The 15,573-nt window shown below is 69.4% G+C and carries 19 protein-coding genes, 1 tRNA gene and 1 pseudogene; 9 read left to right on the top strand and 12 right to left on the bottom strand.

Annotated features, from left to right (window positions below; genetic code table 11):
- Both ACFYWM_RS04180 and ACFYWM_RS04185 read right to left on the bottom strand, forming a co-directional pair.
- The coding region (locus tag ACFYWM_RS04180; protein ID WP_389908277.1) for a hypothetical protein at positions 1-182 on the bottom strand (182 nt) is incomplete at its 3' end.
- 212 nt (positions 183-394) lie between these two features.
- Positions 395-1,234 carry an oxidoreductase gene (locus tag ACFYWM_RS04185; protein ID WP_389908279.1) on the bottom strand — a complete coding sequence of 280 codons (840 nt, stop codon included), beginning with the start codon at positions 1,232-1,234 and terminating at the stop codon, positions 395-397.
- 122 nt (positions 1,235-1,356) lie between these two features.
- Here ACFYWM_RS04185 and ACFYWM_RS04190 point away from each other — a divergent pair, with 122 nt between their 5' ends.
- Positions 1,357-1,902 (top strand): TetR/AcrR family transcriptional regulator, encoded by a 546-nt coding sequence (locus ACFYWM_RS04190; protein ID WP_389908281.1) that lies wholly within the window; start codon positions 1,357-1,359, stop codon positions 1,900-1,902.
- A 111-nt stretch (positions 1,903-2,013) separates the two neighbouring features.
- Here ACFYWM_RS04190 and ACFYWM_RS04195 read toward each other — a convergent pair whose 3' ends face one another.
- Complete coding sequence (locus tag ACFYWM_RS04195) at positions 2,014-3,492, bottom strand: MDR family MFS transporter (RefSeq protein ID WP_389908283.1); 1,479 nt, start codon at positions 3,490-3,492, stop codon at positions 2,014-2,016.
- A gap of 413 nt (positions 3,493-3,905) precedes the next feature.
- Positions 3,906-4,742, bottom strand: a complete 837-nt coding sequence (locus ACFYWM_RS04200) for an oxidoreductase (RefSeq protein WP_389908285.1) — start codon at positions 4,740-4,742, stop codon at positions 3,906-3,908.
- Positions 4,743-5,100: 358 nt separating this feature from the next.
- Here ACFYWM_RS04200 and ACFYWM_RS04205 point away from each other — a divergent pair, with 358 nt between their 5' ends.
- Entirely contained in the window at positions 5,101-5,982 is an 882-nt protein-coding gene (locus ACFYWM_RS04205; protein WP_389908287.1) for a helix-turn-helix transcriptional regulator, read from the top strand.
- A 31-nt stretch (positions 5,983-6,013) separates the two neighbouring features.
- Here ACFYWM_RS04205 and ACFYWM_RS04210 read toward each other — a convergent pair whose 3' ends face one another.
- On the bottom strand, positions 6,014-6,709 hold the full coding sequence (locus tag ACFYWM_RS04210; protein WP_389908289.1) for a TetR/AcrR family transcriptional regulator: 696 nt from the start codon (positions 6,707-6,709) through the stop codon (positions 6,014-6,016).
- A gap of 71 nt (positions 6,710-6,780) precedes the next feature.
- Here ACFYWM_RS04210 and ACFYWM_RS04215 point away from each other — a divergent pair, with 71 nt between their 5' ends.
- The 3 genes from ACFYWM_RS04215 (at position 6,781) to ACFYWM_RS04225 (ending at position 8,579) form a co-directional block, all read left to right on the top strand.
- Complete coding sequence (locus tag ACFYWM_RS04215) at positions 6,781-7,464, top strand: hemerythrin domain-containing protein (protein ID WP_389908291.1); 684 nt, start codon at positions 6,781-6,783, stop codon at positions 7,462-7,464.
- Positions 7,465-7,598: 134 nt separating this feature from the next.
- On the top strand, positions 7,599-8,267 hold the full coding sequence (locus tag ACFYWM_RS04220) for a DsbA family oxidoreductase (protein WP_389908293.1): 669 nt from the start codon (positions 7,599-7,601) through the stop codon (positions 8,265-8,267).
- A 33-nt stretch (positions 8,268-8,300) separates the two neighbouring features.
- Complete coding sequence (locus ACFYWM_RS04225) at positions 8,301-8,579, top strand: hypothetical protein (protein WP_389908295.1); 279 nt, start codon at positions 8,301-8,303, stop codon at positions 8,577-8,579.
- A gap of 148 nt (positions 8,580-8,727) precedes the next feature.
- Here the strand turns inward: ACFYWM_RS04225 and ACFYWM_RS04230 are convergent, their stop codons facing one another.
- Both ACFYWM_RS04230 and ACFYWM_RS04235 read right to left on the bottom strand, forming a co-directional pair.
- Complete coding sequence (locus ACFYWM_RS04230) at positions 8,728-9,249, bottom strand: AAA family ATPase (RefSeq protein ID WP_389908297.1); 522 nt, start codon at positions 9,247-9,249, stop codon at positions 8,728-8,730.
- A 103-nt stretch (positions 9,250-9,352) separates the two neighbouring features.
- Entirely contained in the window at positions 9,353-9,511 is a 159-nt protein-coding gene (locus ACFYWM_RS04235; RefSeq protein ID WP_389908300.1) for a hypothetical protein, read from the bottom strand.
- A gap of 247 nt (positions 9,512-9,758) precedes the next feature.
- Here ACFYWM_RS04235 and ACFYWM_RS04240 point away from each other — a divergent pair, with 247 nt between their 5' ends.
- On the top strand, positions 9,759-9,917 hold the full coding sequence (locus tag ACFYWM_RS04240; RefSeq protein WP_389908302.1) for a hypothetical protein: 159 nt from the start codon (positions 9,759-9,761) through the stop codon (positions 9,915-9,917).
- Positions 9,918-9,919: 2 nt separating this feature from the next.
- Positions 9,920-10,174 carry a hypothetical protein gene (locus ACFYWM_RS04245; protein WP_389908305.1) on the top strand — a complete coding sequence of 85 codons (255 nt, stop codon included), beginning with the start codon at positions 9,920-9,922 and terminating at the stop codon, positions 10,172-10,174.
- A gap of 160 nt (positions 10,175-10,334) precedes the next feature.
- On the opposite strand, the gene ACFYWM_RS04250 is transcribed toward ACFYWM_RS04245, so the two are convergent.
- From ACFYWM_RS04250 to ACFYWM_RS04260, 3 genes are all read right to left on the bottom strand, one after another.
- Positions 10,335-10,709: an STAS domain-containing protein gene (locus ACFYWM_RS04250; protein ID WP_389908308.1), complete on the bottom strand. Its 375-nt coding sequence runs from the start codon at positions 10,707-10,709 to the stop codon at positions 10,335-10,337.
- A 68-nt stretch (positions 10,710-10,777) separates the two neighbouring features.
- A complete protein-coding gene (locus tag ACFYWM_RS04255; RefSeq protein WP_389908311.1) occupies positions 10,778-11,236 on the bottom strand; it encodes an STAS domain-containing protein in 459 nt (152 codons plus the stop codon).
- Between the two features lie 415 nt (positions 11,237-11,651).
- A complete protein-coding gene (locus tag ACFYWM_RS04260) occupies positions 11,652-12,248 on the bottom strand; it encodes an STAS domain-containing protein (RefSeq protein ID WP_389908314.1) in 597 nt (198 codons plus the stop codon).
- A gap of 35 nt (positions 12,249-12,283) precedes the next feature.
- Between ACFYWM_RS04260 and ACFYWM_RS04265 the strand changes: the two genes are divergently transcribed.
- Together ACFYWM_RS04265 and ACFYWM_RS04270 are read left to right on the top strand one after the other, a co-directional pair.
- Entirely contained in the window at positions 12,284-12,613 is a 330-nt protein-coding gene (locus ACFYWM_RS04265; protein WP_389908317.1) for a helix-turn-helix transcriptional regulator, read from the top strand.
- A 164-nt stretch (positions 12,614-12,777) separates the two neighbouring features.
- Positions 12,778-13,565, top strand: a pseudogene (locus ACFYWM_RS04270) (IS5 family transposase); the annotation flags it as partial.
- Between the two features lie 83 nt (positions 13,566-13,648).
- On the opposite strand, the gene ACFYWM_RS04275 reads toward ACFYWM_RS04270, so the two are convergent.
- Both ACFYWM_RS04275 and ACFYWM_RS04280 read right to left on the bottom strand, forming a co-directional pair.
- Positions 13,649-13,725: transfer RNA gene (locus ACFYWM_RS04275), tRNA-Thr, on the bottom strand.
- 64 nt (positions 13,726-13,789) lie between these two features.
- Positions 13,790-15,298, bottom strand: a complete 1,509-nt coding sequence (locus ACFYWM_RS04280) for an alpha/beta hydrolase (protein WP_389908320.1) — start codon at positions 15,296-15,298, stop codon at positions 13,790-13,792.
- Positions 15,299-15,573: the final 275 nt, after the last annotated feature.

Genomic DNA, 15,573 nt, shown 5'->3' on the forward strand with positions numbered 1-15,573 from the left:
GGCTCGACGAGGTCGGTGGGCTTGAGATTCAGCTCGTTGGTCGCCGACACGAAGCCAAGACCCGCACCCCCCACGGCCGGCAACGCGATCCCCGCGACCAGCAACCCCGCCGCCGCCGCGACGGCGACAAGACGCCCGATCTTGGACGCGGTCCCTGACTGCCCTTCACCCCGTTCAGACATAAGCCATAGATTATGGGGTTTTCCCGGTGCTCCTCGCACAGTCGTGCGTCCCCCGGCGAGAAAACGGAGCCTTCTCCCCCGCACGCGCACACCTCCGGCGGCGGACGGCGGCCGGTCACCGGACCCCGAGCGGCCCGACAGGGGGACACGGAGAGCGCCCTCGACATACGGCGGGCCCTCCCGGCCCGCGGCACGGCGGCCGTACGGAAGGTTCACTCACCGGGCGGGAAGTCCGCGGAGCGGCTCACCTCCGCCCACCGCGCGGCCTCGTCGGCGCGGGCACGGGACGACCGCTCGGCCATCTCCACCGCGCCCGCTCCGAGCAGCAACCGCAGCGGCGGCTCGTCGAGGTCCACGATGTCCAGAATGACGCGTGCCGCCCGTGCGGGGTCACCCGGTGCCATCCGGTCGAAGCCCGCGCGCCGCCGGTTCATCGCGCCGACGGTCTCCTCGTAGTCCGGCCCCACCGCCGGGACACGCATGGACGACCCGGCCCAGTCGGTACGGAACGCACCGGGCTCGACGATGGTGACCTTGACGCCCAGCGGCTTCACCTCGTTGACGAGCACCTCCGAGAAGCCTTCGAGCGCGAACTTCGCCGACTGGTAGGCGGCCAGGCCCGGGGACCCGCCCACCCGCCCGCCGATGGAGGAGAACTGCACGATGTGCCCCGAACGCTGTGCGCGCAGCACCGGCAGGGCGGCCTTCGTGACGTTGACGGCCCCGAAGAAGTTGGCCTCGAACTGCGCGCGGAAGTCCTCGTCCGGGGTCTCCTCGATCGGGGAGGAGTTGGCGTAGCCGGCGTTGTTCACCACCACGTCGAGCCCGCCGAACTCGTCGACGGCCAGCCGTACCGCGGCACGCGCGGCCCCGGCGTCGGTGACGTCGAGAGCGAACGTGCGCACGAGGTCGCCGTACTCGCGCACGAGGTCGTCGAGCTGTTCCGGCCGGCGGGCGGTGGCGACCACCCGGTTTCCGCGTTCGAGCGCGGCCACCGCGAGCTCGCGTCCGAAACCGCGCGAGCTCCCGGTGATGAGCCAGGTCCTGATCACAGTGCCTCCTAAGGGCGACCCAGAAGTATCTGCCACATTGATGTGACACTACTAGGATTTACCGCCTCATAGTTGTGCATGTCAAGCCGACAGGTGTCACACCTCGCTACACTGACTGAATCATGAGAGCTGACGCCGCCCGTAACCTCGCCGCGGTCCTGCGCACGGGTGCCCGCCTGCTGGCCGAGGACCCGTCGACGAGCATCGGCACGATCGCGGCCGAGGCAGGGGTCGACCGGCGGACCGTCTACCGGCGCTTTCCCACCAAGGAGGCCCTGCTCGCGGCGATCTTCGAGGCGAAACTCGACTCCGCCGAGCGGGTGCTGGACGAGGCCCGGCTCGCCGAGGCCCAGGTCGCGGTGGCCCTGCACCGGTACGTGGAGGGCATAGTCCCGGTCAGCCGGGAGTGGCCGGTGGACGTGCGCCGGATGATGCGCGCGGACCCGGCCGCGAGCGCCCGCAGGGAGGAACAGAGCGCGCGGCTCGACAGGTTCGTCCGGCGGGCGGCCGACGAGGGTCTGTTACGCGCCGACGTGCCCGCCGACTGGGCCCGCGCCATGCTGGACCACCTCGTCGACACCGCCGCCCACCGGTTCCCCCTGCTCGAACCCCCTCAGGCCGCCGATCTCGTCGTCGAAACGCTGCTCAACGGCGTCGGGCGTCGATAGCCGACCGGGCCCGGAAAGGGCCGGAAACAGCCGGAGGGGCATCCGGAACGGACGCCCCTCCTCGAACGCGTACCCCTTGAGCGCGTTCGAGGGGCACGCGTTCCACCGTCGTCACGCCGGTGTCATCGACTTGGTCTCCTCGGTCTCGTCGGTCTCGCCGGAGTTGTCCGCCCGGGCGGGCAGCAGCAGGGCGGTGACGATCACGGCCACGGACAGCACCGCGCCGACGACGAAGGCCAGCCGCATGCCGTCGAGGGTGGCGAGCGCCGTCGTGACCCCCGCGGATTCCAGGGTGTCGGCTCGCGCGCTCATCACGGTGATCACGAGCGCGGTGCCGACGGCCGCGGCGACCTGCTGCAGCGTGCTCAGGATCGAGCTGGCGTGGGAGTAGAGCGGCGGCGGGACCGCTCCGAGCCCGAGGGTGAACACCGGGGTGAAGGTCGCAGCCAGACCCACCATCAGCAGCGTGTGCAGGCCGAGGAGCTGCCAGAGCGGCATGGTCATCGTGACCTGGGTGAAGCCGACGAGCGCGAGCGCGATCCCGATCGCGCCGGGGATGACCAGAACCCGGCCGCCGAACCGGTCGAACAGGCGTCCGACGGTCGGACCGAGCAGCCCCATCGCGAGACCGCCCGGCATCACCAGGAGCCCGGCCTCCAGGGTGTTGAGCCCGCGGATGTTCTGCAGGTACAGCGGCAGCAGGACCATCGAGCCGAGCATGGCCATGAAGGCCACCGCCATCAGGATCAGCGCGACCGTGTAGGTGCGGTAGCGCAGGGTGCGCAGGTCGAGCAGCGGCACGTCTCGCTTCTGCAACGACAGCTGGCGGAAGACGAAGACGGCGATGGCGATCAGGCCGGCCACCACGTACGAGACGGCGACGACGAGGTCACCGCCCTCGAACCTGCTGAGCCCGTAGACCAGGCCGCCGAAACCGGCGGCCGCGGTCACGACGCTCAACCAGTCGATGGTGCTGAACTTGGGCTCCCCGACGTTCTTGAGCTGCTTCAGGCCCCGCCAGGTGATCAGGGCGGCGATGGGGAACACCACGGCGAACAGCAGCCGCCAGGACCCGAACTCGAGGATCACCCCGGAGACCGTCGGACCCATCGCGGGCGCGACCGAGATGGCCAGGGAGACCGTACCCATCACCCGGCCGCGGTCGCGCTCGGGCACCACCTGCATCAGCGTGGTCATCAGCAGCGGCATCATCACGGCCGTACCGGACGCCTGGACGATGCGGGCGCCCAGCAACACCTCGAACGACGGCGCGACGGCGGCCAGCGCCGTGCCGAACAGGAACAGGCCCATCGCGGTGGTGTACGCGCTGCGGGTGGACACCCGCTGCAGGAACCATCCGGTGATCGGGATGACGGCGGCCATGGTCAGCATGAAGGCGGTCGAGAGCCACTGCGCGGTCTGCGCGGTGATGTCCAGCGCGGTCATCAGCCGGGGGATCGCGTTGATCATGATCGTCTCGTTGAGGATGACCACGAACGTGGCGAGCACCAGCAGCCGGATCACGGCCGGGGTGCGACCTGGAGATGCGGTCGCGGACTTGGCGGGTGAGTCGAGCTGTGTGCTGAGCACGGGACCTCAATCGAAGTTGTCGGACATGACGTGGTCATGGCTGGTGTCCCAGCCCTGGGTCTCGCAAGAGTCGTGGTCATGCAAAGACTGACTCACACCACCGACAAAACTCATCGCCCTTCTCCAGCATTCCGGCAAGCGGTATGAAATGTCACCTGATTTTCACCGGCGACCGGCGACTGCAAGATCATCCGAAGAGGCGCCCGGACTGCCCGTGACCTGGGCGGACCGCACCGGGCTCCGCCGCCTCGCCGCGGGGCGGTTCAGACGTACCTCAATCAGGCGCCCCTGCTCGGTCCTGGCAACAACCTGGACGGCCTCGGCGTCCCGAGGCATCATCCGAGGCATCACCCGAGGCATCAGAGGTAGCCCCCTGAGGGGCCCCGCCGGGCCGAAGGCCCCTTCCGTGCGACTCAGCCGCCGACGTGATCGGTCGAGCGGGTCAGTTCCTGCCAGGTGTCGAGCTCCGCGCCGACGGTCGCGAGCTTGGCCCGGATGTCGTTCAGCGTCGAGGTGCCCAGCGGGATCCTGGCCGGCATCTCGCCGAGATCCGCGACGGTCAGGATCGCGGCCGCGGCCTTCACCGGGTCGCCCTCCTGCGCCCCGTGGTTCTCCCCCGCCCAGGCACGCGACGCCCCGCCGGTGGTGGCGTAGTCACCGATGACCGCCTCCACGTGCCGCAACGACGACGAGCCGAGGAAATCGGTGCGCAGCGGGCCGGGCTGTACCGAGGTCACCTGGACACCGAGCGGGACGAGCTCCAGACGCAGCGCCTCGGTGAGGCCCTCGACCGCGAACTTCGTCGCGCTGTAGACCCCCCAGCCCGCCCACGCGACCACCCCGCCGGTCGAGCTCACGTTGAGGATCCTGCCGCGACCGGCCGCGCGCATCACCGGTACGACCGCCCGGATGACCGTCAGCAGGCCGAAGACGTTGATGTCGAAGACACCGCGCGCCTCGGCGTCACTGGTCTCCTCGACCGCGCCCACCAGCCCGTACCCGGCGTTGTTCACCAGGACGTCGATGCCGCCGAACCGGGACACCGCCGCTTCGACGGCCTTGTCCACCTGCCCCTGGTCGGTGACGTCCATCGGCGCCACCAGCAGGTTGTCCGGCCTGCCGGGCAGTGCTTCCTCGACCGCCCGAGGGTCCCGCGCGGTCGCCACGACCGAGTCGCCGCGCTCCAGCGCGGCCTTCACGATCTCCAGGCCCAACCCGCGTGACGCGCCGGTGACGAACCAAACAGACACGATGTTCTCCCTTGCCGGATGTTCCGGATGTCGCTGACGCATCCCATTAGGGCCCCGCCGGGAGGCGGAACGAAGAGGATGACCGGTACCCGTCGTCCTGGCTCCGGCAGAGCCACGAAGCCGTTGTCGGCGGCACGTCCTCCCTGGTCTTTACACCGCTTCCCTGATCTGATCTCCACACTGCGCCCGCGCGCGAAGACCGGACCGCCCGGCTCCGGCGGTACCGGATCGAGCCGCATGGATCCGGCGGCATCGGATTGGGCCGCCTGATTCCCGCAGCACCGGGCCGGACCGCATGGCCCTGGCAGTACCACCCACAGCCCGTTCACCGGCGGCCTGGCCAGCCATACTGGTCCGCATGGCGACCGGTAACGAGCTGCGCGACTTTCTCACCTCGCGACGCGCGGCGCTCTCACCCGAGGGGGTGGGGCTGCCCCACCCCACCACGACCCGCCGGGTCAAAGGGCTGCGCCGCGAGGAGGTCGCGATCCTCGCCGGGGTCAGCGTCGACTACTACGTCAAGCTCGAACAGGGCCGCGCCGGCAACGTCTCCGATCAGGTGATCGACGCGGTCGCGCGGGCGCTGCGGCTCGACGAGGTCGAGGGCAGATACCTTCGATCACTGCTGCACCCGGGCGTCGAGTACGCCTCTCGCCGCGGGCCTGCCGCGGCGAAGGCACGACCCGCCCTGCTGTCCATGATCCACGCCATTGACGTGCCGGCCGTCATCCACGGCCCGCGCCTGGAGGTGCTCGGGATCAACCACGCGGGCAGGGCATTGCTTGACGATTTCGGCGCGATGCCGATCGCGGAGCGCAACACCGCCCGATGGATGTTCCTGAACCCCCGCGCCCGCGTCGTCTACCGTGACTGGGCGGAGATCGCCGCCGACGTCGTCGCCGTCCTGCGGGCCGGCGCGGTGCCCGGCACCGACGACGAGGCCCTGTCGAGGATCGTCGGTGAGCTCAGCACCCGATCCGAGGAGTTCGCGAGCATGTGGGCCGACTACCGGCTCTCCGAGCACCAGCACGGCGTCAAGCGGTTCTTCCACGAGGCCGTCGGCGACATGCGGCTCAACTATCAGACGCTGCATCTGCCCGACGGCCACGGACAGAGCATCGTCGTCTACACCGCCGACACGGGATCACCGTCCGAGGAGAAACTCCGGCTCCTGTCCAGCTGGACCGCCGAGGCGAGCCCGGAACCCGCGCGAAGGACCGCGAAGGACCGCATGCGATGAGGCGCGGCCGGGCCCGGGGCGGGTCGTGCGATCAGGGCGCCGTACCGTTGCCCGAAGCGTTGCCGAGCGCTCGTGAGCCCCGTGAGCCGGATTCCGTCACGTCGCCCTCCTGCCCGGCCGCCGGGTCCAGCAGGGCGGCGGCGGCCTGCTCCGCCAGCCAGGCGGCGCCGTCGGCCCAGTCCCAGCCGAGCTCGCGGACCGTCTTCCACCCGCCCCTGCCGAAGTAGAACCAGAGAATCTGCTCGGTCCTGACCTTGTCGGTACGAACGGCGCCGAGCGTCACCAGGTGTTCGGCGATGCCGGCGAGCCGGCTCCGGTAGCGCCGGACGGCGTGCTCGGCCACGGCCGCCACCGCGGGATCGGCCGTGGCATTGTCGAACAGCAGGTTCATGACGCCCTCGTGGCGCCGCGTCATGTCGCCCGTACCCTCGGCCGTCCGGCGCAGGATGTCGCGGCCGTCGGCCGAGACGAGCACGGCGTTCAGGGTGACCTGGATCTGCTCGTCGCCCAGGCTCTCCGCGACCAGTGCCTCCATCAGTGCCGCCTTGCCTCCCACGCTCGTGTACACGGTGTTCAGGGCGACTCCCGCCCGTTCGGCGATCCCGGCCACCGTGGCTCTCGCGTACCCCTGCTCCGCGAAGAGCTGCTTCGCGGCTCGCAAGATCGCGGCGCGGGTCTCCCGCGCCGCGACGGCCCGGACCGTCGAGGTGTACGCACGCTTTGTCATGAAATCACTATGACAGCAGCACATTGATAGTATTCTTCGTATATTCAAAGTATGTCTGTTAACATGAAATGGTGTTGATCGACCCGAACTCCCCCATGGGCAAGCCCGAGACCCAGCAGATGAAGGTCATCCACCGCGCGATGCGCCGCGAGTTCGCGCAGCTCCCCGAGCTGATCGCCGCCGTGCCCGCCGACGACGTCGCACGCGCGCGCCTGCTCGGCGCCCATCTCACCCTGGTGCTCGACATGCTGCACGAACACCACGAGGCCGAGGACGAGCTGCTCTGGCCGATCCTCGTCGAGCGTGTCCCGCTCCAGAAGGACCTGATCGAGGTCATGCAGCGGCAGCACGACGCGATCGCCGGAGCCGTCGGCGTCATCGAGACCGAGCTGCCGGGCTGGACCGCGGACGCGAGGCCCGCGGCCCGCGACCGCGTCGCCGGCGCCCTGCGCGCCCTCGAATCCGCTCTCACCGAGCACCTCGAGCTTGAGGAGAGCGCGGTGCTCCCGCTCATCCACGAGCACCTCACCGTGCCGGAGTGGCTGGCGCCGCAGGAGCACGCGATGAAGCACGGCCCGAAGTCCCTCACCGGCAAGCTGACCCTGGCCGGCATGGTCCTGGAGGACGCGACACCGCGCGAGCGGACCTGGTTCCTCAGTGAGATGCCCGCTCCGGCCCGGCTCCTGTGGCGCATGATGGGCGCCCGGCGGTACGAGGCCCACACGCGCGCGGTGCGCGCCGGAGCATCGGCCTAGGAACGGATGACGACGGCCGACACCGGCCCCGGCCGATTCCGCACCCTGACCCCCCTCACCGCTCCACCGGTCGCCAACAAGGTCGGCACGACGCGGACGAGGACGAACACCTGCCGTCTACCGATAGGACGTTCATGAAGCTTGAGATATACGCCGATGTGCTGTGCCCGTGGTGCTACATCGGCAAGAGACGCCTGACGGCCGCTTTGGCGCAGCACGCCGACCGCGACGACCTCGAAATCGTCTGGCGTGGCTACGAGCTCGCTCCGGAAGCGGGCCGGACCCCCGGCCCAACTGCCGCCGAGGCCATGGCCGGCTGGTTCGGCGAACAGGCACCCGACCGCATCGCCCAGATCCGGTCGCTGGGCATCGCGGAGGGCCTGGAGTTGAACCCGCATCTGTCCCGCCCGGTGAGCACCTTCGACGCACACCGGCTGAACAAGCTGGCCGCCGACCGCGGCCGTGCCGACGAGATGATGGAGCTCCTGCTGCACGCGTACCACACCGAGGGACTCAACGTGGCCGACCCGCAGGTCCTGCGGCGTCTGGGCGGCGAGGCCGGGCTGGACGACGATGAGGTGCGCGCGGTCCTGGCCGGTGACGACTATGCCGAACAGGTACGCGCCGACCGGCGCCGCGCGGCCGAGCACGGTGTCACCGGCGTTCCCAGCCTGGTGATCGACGGCCGGCCACCGGTCTCCGGAGTCCAGCCCGTCGCCGACCTGCGACGGCTGCTGGAGCACGACCCGACCGGATCACCTGCCGGCCGAACCGGCGTGGAAATACCTCGGCCCGAGATCTGATCTCCGCACCTGCCGCTTCGTGAACCTGGCACCGTGGGCTTGTCCTCGCCCAGGCCGATCACGCTCGCCGAGGCCCGAGAAGTGATCGACTCCGACGCACACGGCGACTCGGGTGATCGCCTTCACCTGTCGCGGGTCTTCGTCACCCCCGAAGTAGACGGCTGGCCCCTGGGCATCGGGGCCTGGTGCGATCCTCGCGCCGGCGATCGTCACGAGGACGTGCTCAGGTCGTGCAAGGCGCTCAGTGCTCGCTACGGACGAGCCCAGGCTTACTACTACGGTGAGCGGGGGGACGGCTCGGCGGGCTGGTAGCCGAGTAAGGCTGATACAGCCTGAACACCACACCACCGGTGTCCGTCGAAGCGGAGCAAGCTCGGTCACGCGGTTGGTCACATGGAAATCCCTGGCGCTGTGACCGGAAGCGTTCACCGGGGTGCATAGTTTTCACATAGGGCGGACCTCAACTTTTGACGGCTTCTGCGATCCGCAGGGCGGCCTGGGCAGGCGTGAGGTGCGTGGTGTCGACGACCTCGGCCTCGCCGTGCAGCCACGTGCGGGCCGCCTCGGCGTAGGGCTCAAGATATTTGAGACGGAAGGAGGAGGGGCCAAGAACAGTGTCCCCCTCGATGCGCCTGCGGAGGGTGTCCTGGTCGGCGTGGAGGACGAAGTGCCGTACCGGAATGGCGTAGTGGGCGAGGCCCGTGCTGATCTCGCGCCAGTACTGCTCGACCAGGACCGTCATGGGCACCACCAGAGTGCCGCCGGTGTAGTCGAGTACGCGGCGGGCGGTCTCGACGACGAGTGGCCGCCAAGGCGGCCAGTGCTGGAAGTTGTCCGTCTCGGGCAGCCCCGGCGCGATGTCCATGAGTGTCTCGCCGACCTTCTCGGCGTCGAACACCCGTGAGTCCGGGAGCAGTCGCTGCACGAGCGCACTGGTCGTCGTCTTGCCCGCGCCGTGGGTGCCGTTGAGCCATACGATCACGGGACCCGATGCTAGTGCTGCGCGAGCCGCGGGAACGGGCGCCGAGAAACAGGTCCCAGTGCCATGGCGGATGGCACGGGCCACCTCCGGTGAACGTTCCCGGTCACGGCCAGATCGCTACGCCGGTGCGACGCGCCAGGGCGTGCAGACCGGAAAGCTTGCCGTGGTGGTCGCGGTGGAGCAGATCGGTGATCACCTGCCGGGGTCCGGTCCGCCGCACCTCCGAAGGGGCGATCTTCTCGGCGACCAGGAGCGCACGCACGGCGCGATCGGCCTTCCCCCAGATCGTGTATGCCCGTGTAGTAGCTGGCGCGACGTTCCGGAGTTGGAATCTCTTCCGGAACTATGTCCCTGGCGTGCTCCATGGCCGTCCCGGCGTCCCCGAGAACGATGAACACACCGATCTTGTACGTCGCCACATGCCTGGCGCTGAGCACGAGCTTGGGCGCGTGTCGTGCGGCCTCTCTCCGCTTCGGTCGTGGATGGAGCGGCATCCGCCCGAGCTGACCGTGAAGGGTCCGCGGGGCTGGCGCATGGCCACGGTGACCATGGGTCCGCGCTCGGGCAGCTATCTGGTCTCCCTGCGCGGCGGCTCCGGCCTCCAGGCGGTGCGAAGCGAGCATCCCGAACAGGTGGTTGCCCTGATCGTGGCTGCTCGGGGGACGTGACCGTGCACGGCTGGGTCATCCTGGGCGATGCGGCCACCAAGAGAGCCAACGGCCAGGAGGTCGTCGTCACGGTCGGCAAGTCGGGCGACATCGGGTCGGCCATCAGAGCGTGGGAGGACGCTGAGCGCCACCGGATGCTGTACGAACTGGGCAACCTCGGTCGCCTGGTCGATGCCGCGCTGACCCGCCTCCAGGTCCACCACCGCACTTCGAACAGTCGCGGAAACCACGTGCTGCGAACCGACGACATCAAATGATCACCGATCGGGTGCGGCGACAGACCTCCCGTGGTCGCGTTGCCGTACCCGACCAGAAATGACCGTGATCAGGTAACCGTGTCGTCCGGTGGCAACCTGACCCGGAGCGCAGTGCCGCCAGGCGCGAGCACAGCCACCGTGCAGGGGCGGGCTTCTCCTTCTATGAGGGAGAAGATGTAGTGCGTAGCAGGGCCAGGGCGTCGGCGCGGGTGGGCTGGAGGGTGAAGTGCTGGACCAGCCCGGTCGTCTCGAAGATGCGCCTGAGGTGAGGAGGCAGGTCGCTCAGGACGATGAGGCCGCCGCGGTCGGTGATCAGGGTCCGCAGGGTGAGGAAGATTCCAATGCCGGTGGAGTCGCAGAAGGTCAGGCCGCCCACGTCCAGCAGCAGGTGGCGGTAGCCGCCTTCCAGCAGGCCCCGGATTTGGTGGTGCAGGGGGGTGGTGTTGGTGTAGTCCAGCTCACCGGCCAGCGTCACGATCAAAGTGGTGGGCAGGGTCGGGTCGGGGTGGGAGGCGAGCTGGACGGCAGAAGTCATTCGGAGGCTTTCGGCGACGAGGTGAGAACAGGGGCGGGGCGGTTGCCACCGGGACGCGGTGTCGTTGATCAGGCACCGGTGGGGCCTCGGGGAATCGGTGTCGGCGGTGGTGTCGGCTCCGGACTCTGCCTGATCTGCTCGGGGAGAAAGGGGCGCGGCGCATGTGATCGCAGGGCGTGTACCGCGTCGGGCAGCGTCAGGCGAACCTCGAAGTGGTCCACCATGCGGGTCAGTTCGAACAGACGACGCGCGCGCCCCTGCGGGGCGAGTACCACGATCAGGCGCCCGCCGCGCCGCTGGACCTCCTGGCGCATCTTCACCAGGGCGCCCACCCCGGCCGAGGCGATGAAGCTCACCTGGGTGAGGTCAACGACCAGCCGCAGGTCCTCGAAGGTGAGCAGCGCCTTCTCCAGCGCCACCGCCACAGCAGGGACGGTCACCGCGTCCAGCTCGCCGATCAGGCGAAGCACCCGCACCGGCCCCAGCCGCCAGCTCTGTACCTGTGGCGGTTCTCGATCACCCGTCATGACGCCGTCCCCTCACGGTCGCGCACTGCGCCAACGGGACCACTGTTCTGGTAGGTGCCTGCGACGTCCATTTCGTACGCGCGACGTGGAGGGCCGCGAGCAACCCGGCGTGCATGGTCGCAGTGAGCGGCTTGGGCCGAGCAGGGCCGCGCCGAGCTCGCCAAGCAGCTGCGAAGGCCCGCTGGAGGTGCGGGCCGTGAGAACGGCCGGAAAGCCCCAGCCCAGCTCGTGATCGTTTGGCGTCGCGTGAGCTGACATCGCAACCGCGGGCGGGGGCTGGTGGAGCTTTCGCGCAGGTCGTGGACATCTTGTCGTCTCTCAGAAGACGTTGCCTAGGTCCGCACGGTCGGTCGCGGCCTGAAGGCCGGGCCAGAAAATCAGCCGCAGGCCGCCTCGGCGCGCCGGCCGGGCGCTGTCATGCGCACTCATCGAGGGCGTCCGCCTCATTCAGCAGACCGAGCAGGCGGCGCATGCCGGGCGGTACGTTGATCAGGTGGGCCACGCCGTCGCGGCACAGGCCGGTCAGCATGCGCAGGCCCGCGAGGTCGACGAACTTCAACTGGCCGAGATCGATGATAAGGGTGTCCTCGCCCCCCTGGGCCAGGGCCAGGGTGCAGGCGACCGCTCGGGTGTTGGTGACGTCGAGTTCGCCGATCAGGTGGACCGCGCCTCCGGGCGAGGCCGGGCTGTAGGTGATGCGCAGCGTGCGGTCGAGGTAGAGCACGGCCTCGACCCAGCGCTCGCCGGCAACCTGCTCCTGGACGCTCACAGCTTCACCGTCGGTCGCCCGTCGCGGGCCGGCGGCCGAGGGGGCCGGCAGCCGGTGTTGCCGGGCGCGGGCGCAGGCCAGTGCGGGCCGGTGCTGCACGACAGCCATGTGATCGATCCCCTCGCTTGCCTGATACATGCCGATGAAGCCGGATGTCTCCACCCTATGCGGGAAAGAAGATACATGAAAGATGTTTCCGGTATAGTTCTTCCCGTTCTGATACCTGTAACGTTTTCGTTCCATGGTGAGCTGCTCTGGCGACGCGGAGAGGATGTGACGTGGCCGAAGACAGTCCCGATCAGCCGTCGTCCTCGTGGACCTTCCTGACCCATCACGCCCGGGTCCTGCTGGAGATCGCCCGCGACCCGCAGGCGCGGTTGCGCGACATCGCGGCCGTCATCGGCATCACCGAGCGCGCGGCACAGGGCATCGTGACCGACCTGCACCAGGCGGGCTATCTGACCCGCTCCAAAGTGGGCCGCCGCAACCACTACACGATCAACCCCGACCGGCATTTCCGCTACCCCACCGAGGCGGATACGCCCATCGGCGTGCTGTTGGACATCTTCGGCCGCCACGACCAGACCAACCGCGTAGGTCAGCGTTGACGTCGGGGGCGTGACAGCTGGCGATATCGAGACCCCCGACGGTCGCCACACGCGGCAAAAGGCCGCACTACAGGCGCCCGGCCAGGCGGTACTAGGGACTGTACGAAGTTGAGATCAGAGGGATTCGCCTGCGCTTTGGTCTGCGGTCCTGGTAGGCCATCGTCATGGCGCGTGGAGAGCTCACCGATGAGGAATGGTGCTTGATCGAGCCTCACCTGCCCCTGGGTGAACGAGGCCCGATCCCGGACTTGCGGCAGCAGTTCAATGCGGTGATGTGGCGGTTTCGTACCGGCAGCCCGTGGCGGGATCTGCCTGTCGAGTACGGGCCGTGGTCCACTGTCTACGACCGGTTCCGGTCGTGGGCGATGGCGGGCGTTTTCGAGCAGTTGATGCAGGCCGTCATCGCCGAGGCCGCCGCTCGCGGGCAGACCGATCTCGGCCTGGTCAGCGTGGACTCCACCACGGCCCGCGCTCACCATCATGCCGCTGGAATGATCCTGGACGGTGACCTCATCCAAGCGCTGCAAGAGGCCGCCGAACAGAAAAGGGGTTACGCCAAAGGGACAAAACCCTCAATACGGCGAAGGCGGGGAGGAAGATCGGACAGAACCCGGCGGTTAAGGCTGCGGCGCAGGATCCGGCTGACGGCGGCCCAGCTGGGTCGTTCACGCGGTGGGCCGAGCAGCAAGGTCCACCTGTCGGCCGACCGGCGATGCCGTCCGCTGTCTTTCATCTTGACTCCGGGCCAAGCTGGAGACAGCCCGCAGTTTCATGCCGTCCTGGCCCGCATCAAGGTCCGCTGCCCCTGGGCCGCCCGCCCACCCGCCCTGCCGCGGTGGCCGCCGACAAGGCCTACTCCTCCCACGCCAACCGCATCTATCTGCGCAGACGCGGCATCAAGGCCGTTATCCCGGACAAAGCCGACCAGGCGGCCAGTCGCAAGAGACGCGGCTGAGGTGACCAGCCGCTTCGCAGCGCTGTTAGCAAGGGTGTTAGCAAAAGGCCCCCACCGGAACCCGGTGAGGGCCTCTGACCTGGAGCCGCCTTGGGGAATCGAACCCCAGACCCCTTCATTACGAGTGAAGTGCTCTGGCCGACTGAGCTAAGGCGGCGTGCCGTGTTTCACCACGGCCTACGGCAGTCTACAGGCTCCCGGGGCCTTCCCGCGCCTCAGAATCAGTTGATCTTGGGGCAGCGGGTTCCGTCCTTGGGGACGGTCAGGTTGATCAGGTAGTCGTCCACCAAACGGTCCACACACGCCGAACCCGTCAGGTAGGCGGTGTGCCCGTCGCCGTCGAAGCCGACGAGGACGCCGGAGGAGAGCTGGGAGGCGAGGGCCTTGGACCACTGGTAGGGCGTGGCCGGGTCGCGTTCGGTGCCGACGACCATGATGGGCGGGGCTCCGGGCGCGTCGATCTTCGCCCGTGGGCCTCCCTTGGCCGGCCAGTACGCGCAGGGCAGCGAGCTCCACATGACGTACGCGCCGAACAGCGGGGCGTCCCTGGCCGACTCGCGGGCCGCCGTGGCGTAGGCGGCGGAGTCGCGGGGGTAGGGGGCGTCGACGCAGTTGACGGCCAGGTTGGACTCGGTCTGGTTGGTGTACTCGCCGTCGGCCTCGCGGTCGATCAGCAGGTCGGCCAGGCGGAGCAGGATGGTGCCGTCGCCCTTCAACGCCCGGCCGAGCGCCTGGCGGAGAACCGGCCAGGCCTGCCGGTCGTAGAGCGGGGTGATCAGGCCGAGGGTGGTCCAGGCCTCGGTCACCCTGCGGCCGTCGCCCGTCGCGTTGGTCAGGGGAGCCGTGTCCGCGCGGCGGAGCAGGGCGGCGATCTCCGTACGGGCGGAGCCGACGGAGCCGCGGAAAGGGCAGTCGGTGGCCGTGAGGCAGTCCGCGAGGAACGCGTCGAGGGCGACCTCGAAACCGCGTGCCTGCGTGGCGTTCAGCTCCAGCGGGCTGAGCGAGGGGTCCACGGCGCCGTCAAGGACGAGGGCGCGTACACGACCGGGGAAGAGGTCCGCGTAGGCGGCGCCCAGCTGGGTGCCGTACGACTTGCCGAGGTAGGTGAGGCGGGAGTCCCCGACCGCGGCGCGCAGCAGGTCCATGTCCCGGGCGGCGTCGGCCGTGCCGACGTGCGGCAGGAGCCTGCCCGAGCGGGCCTGGCAGCCGGAGGCGAACCGTCGCGAGCCCTCCTCCAGCATGGTGACCTCCCCCGGCGAGTCGGGCGAGCTGTCCAGGCCGACGTAGGTGTCCAGCTCGCTCGTCGACAGGCACCGGACGGGCGCGGACTCGCCGACCCCGCGCGGGTCGAAGCCCACGACGTCGAAACGGTCCCGTACGGCCTCGCTCACCGCCATACGGGCACCTCGTGCGTACTTGACCCCGGAAGCGCCCGGCCCGCCGGGGTTGAGGAGGATCGAGCCGATCCGGTCTCCCGAGGCGGGCAGCCGGATCACGCTGAGCTCGATCTTCTCGCCGTCCGGCCTGGCGTGATCGAGGGGGACGGGGAGCTTCGCGCACTCGAAACCGTCCCCGCACTCCTCCCAGCCGAGCGACGTTCTCCCGGCCTCACCGCCGCCCGTACCGCTGCCGGAACCACTGCCGGAACCGGCGCTGGCGTCGGTTCCGGTGCACGCGCTCGCCAGCAGGGTCACCGCCGCCGCCAGCACGGCGACCACATGGGATCTCACGCCTTGTCCGCTCCGTAGTCCGTGGGCCGGGATCGCACGCGGGTCCGGCGAGGGGAGCCGACGCGCGCGGAGAGGCTGACCGCTCGCATCCTATGCCCGCACCGGGCTTCGCGACCGCGCATCACCCAGGCGGACACGCGGGTCACGAACGCCCACATGACACGGCCCCCGGGCGGGCGTGCGAGCCGGGAGCGGCCGCATGACACGAACTCCGGGCGGGCGTGCGAGCCACGAACGGCCACATGACACAGGCCCTGGGAGATCGTGTCCCAACG

It is taken from the genome of Streptosporangium sp. NPDC002721, from assembly GCF_042888905.1.
Lineage (GTDB): Bacteria > Actinomycetota > Actinomycetes > Streptosporangiales > Streptosporangiaceae > Streptosporangium.

What these genes read in the sequence shown, in the direction of transcription:
- ACFYWM_RS04210 (WP_389908289.1), bottom strand. Translation starts at nt 6,709, where the DNA reads ATGACAAAGCGTGCGTACACCTCGACGGTCCGGGCCGTCGCGGCGCGG.
- ACFYWM_RS04190 (WP_389908281.1), top strand. Translation starts at nt 1,357, where the DNA reads ATGAGAGCTGACGCCGCCCGTAACCTCGCCGCGGTCCTGCGCACGGGT.
- ACFYWM_RS04260 (WP_389908314.1), bottom strand. Translation starts at nt 12,248, where the DNA reads ATGGAACGAAAACGTTACAGGTATCAGAACGGGAAGAACTATACCGGA.
- ACFYWM_RS04255 (WP_389908311.1), bottom strand. Translation starts at nt 11,236, where the DNA reads ATGACGGGTGATCGAGAACCGCCACAGGTACAGAGCTGGCGGCTGGGG.
- ACFYWM_RS04220 (WP_389908293.1), top strand. Translation starts at nt 7,599, where the DNA reads ATGAAGCTTGAGATATACGCCGATGTGCTGTGCCCGTGGTGCTACATC.
- ACFYWM_RS04205 (WP_389908287.1), top strand. Translation starts at nt 5,101, where the DNA reads ATGGCGACCGGTAACGAGCTGCGCGACTTTCTCACCTCGCGACGCGCG.
- ACFYWM_RS04250 (WP_389908308.1), bottom strand. Translation starts at nt 10,709, where the DNA reads ATGACTTCTGCCGTCCAGCTCGCCTCCCACCCCGACCCGACCCTGCCC.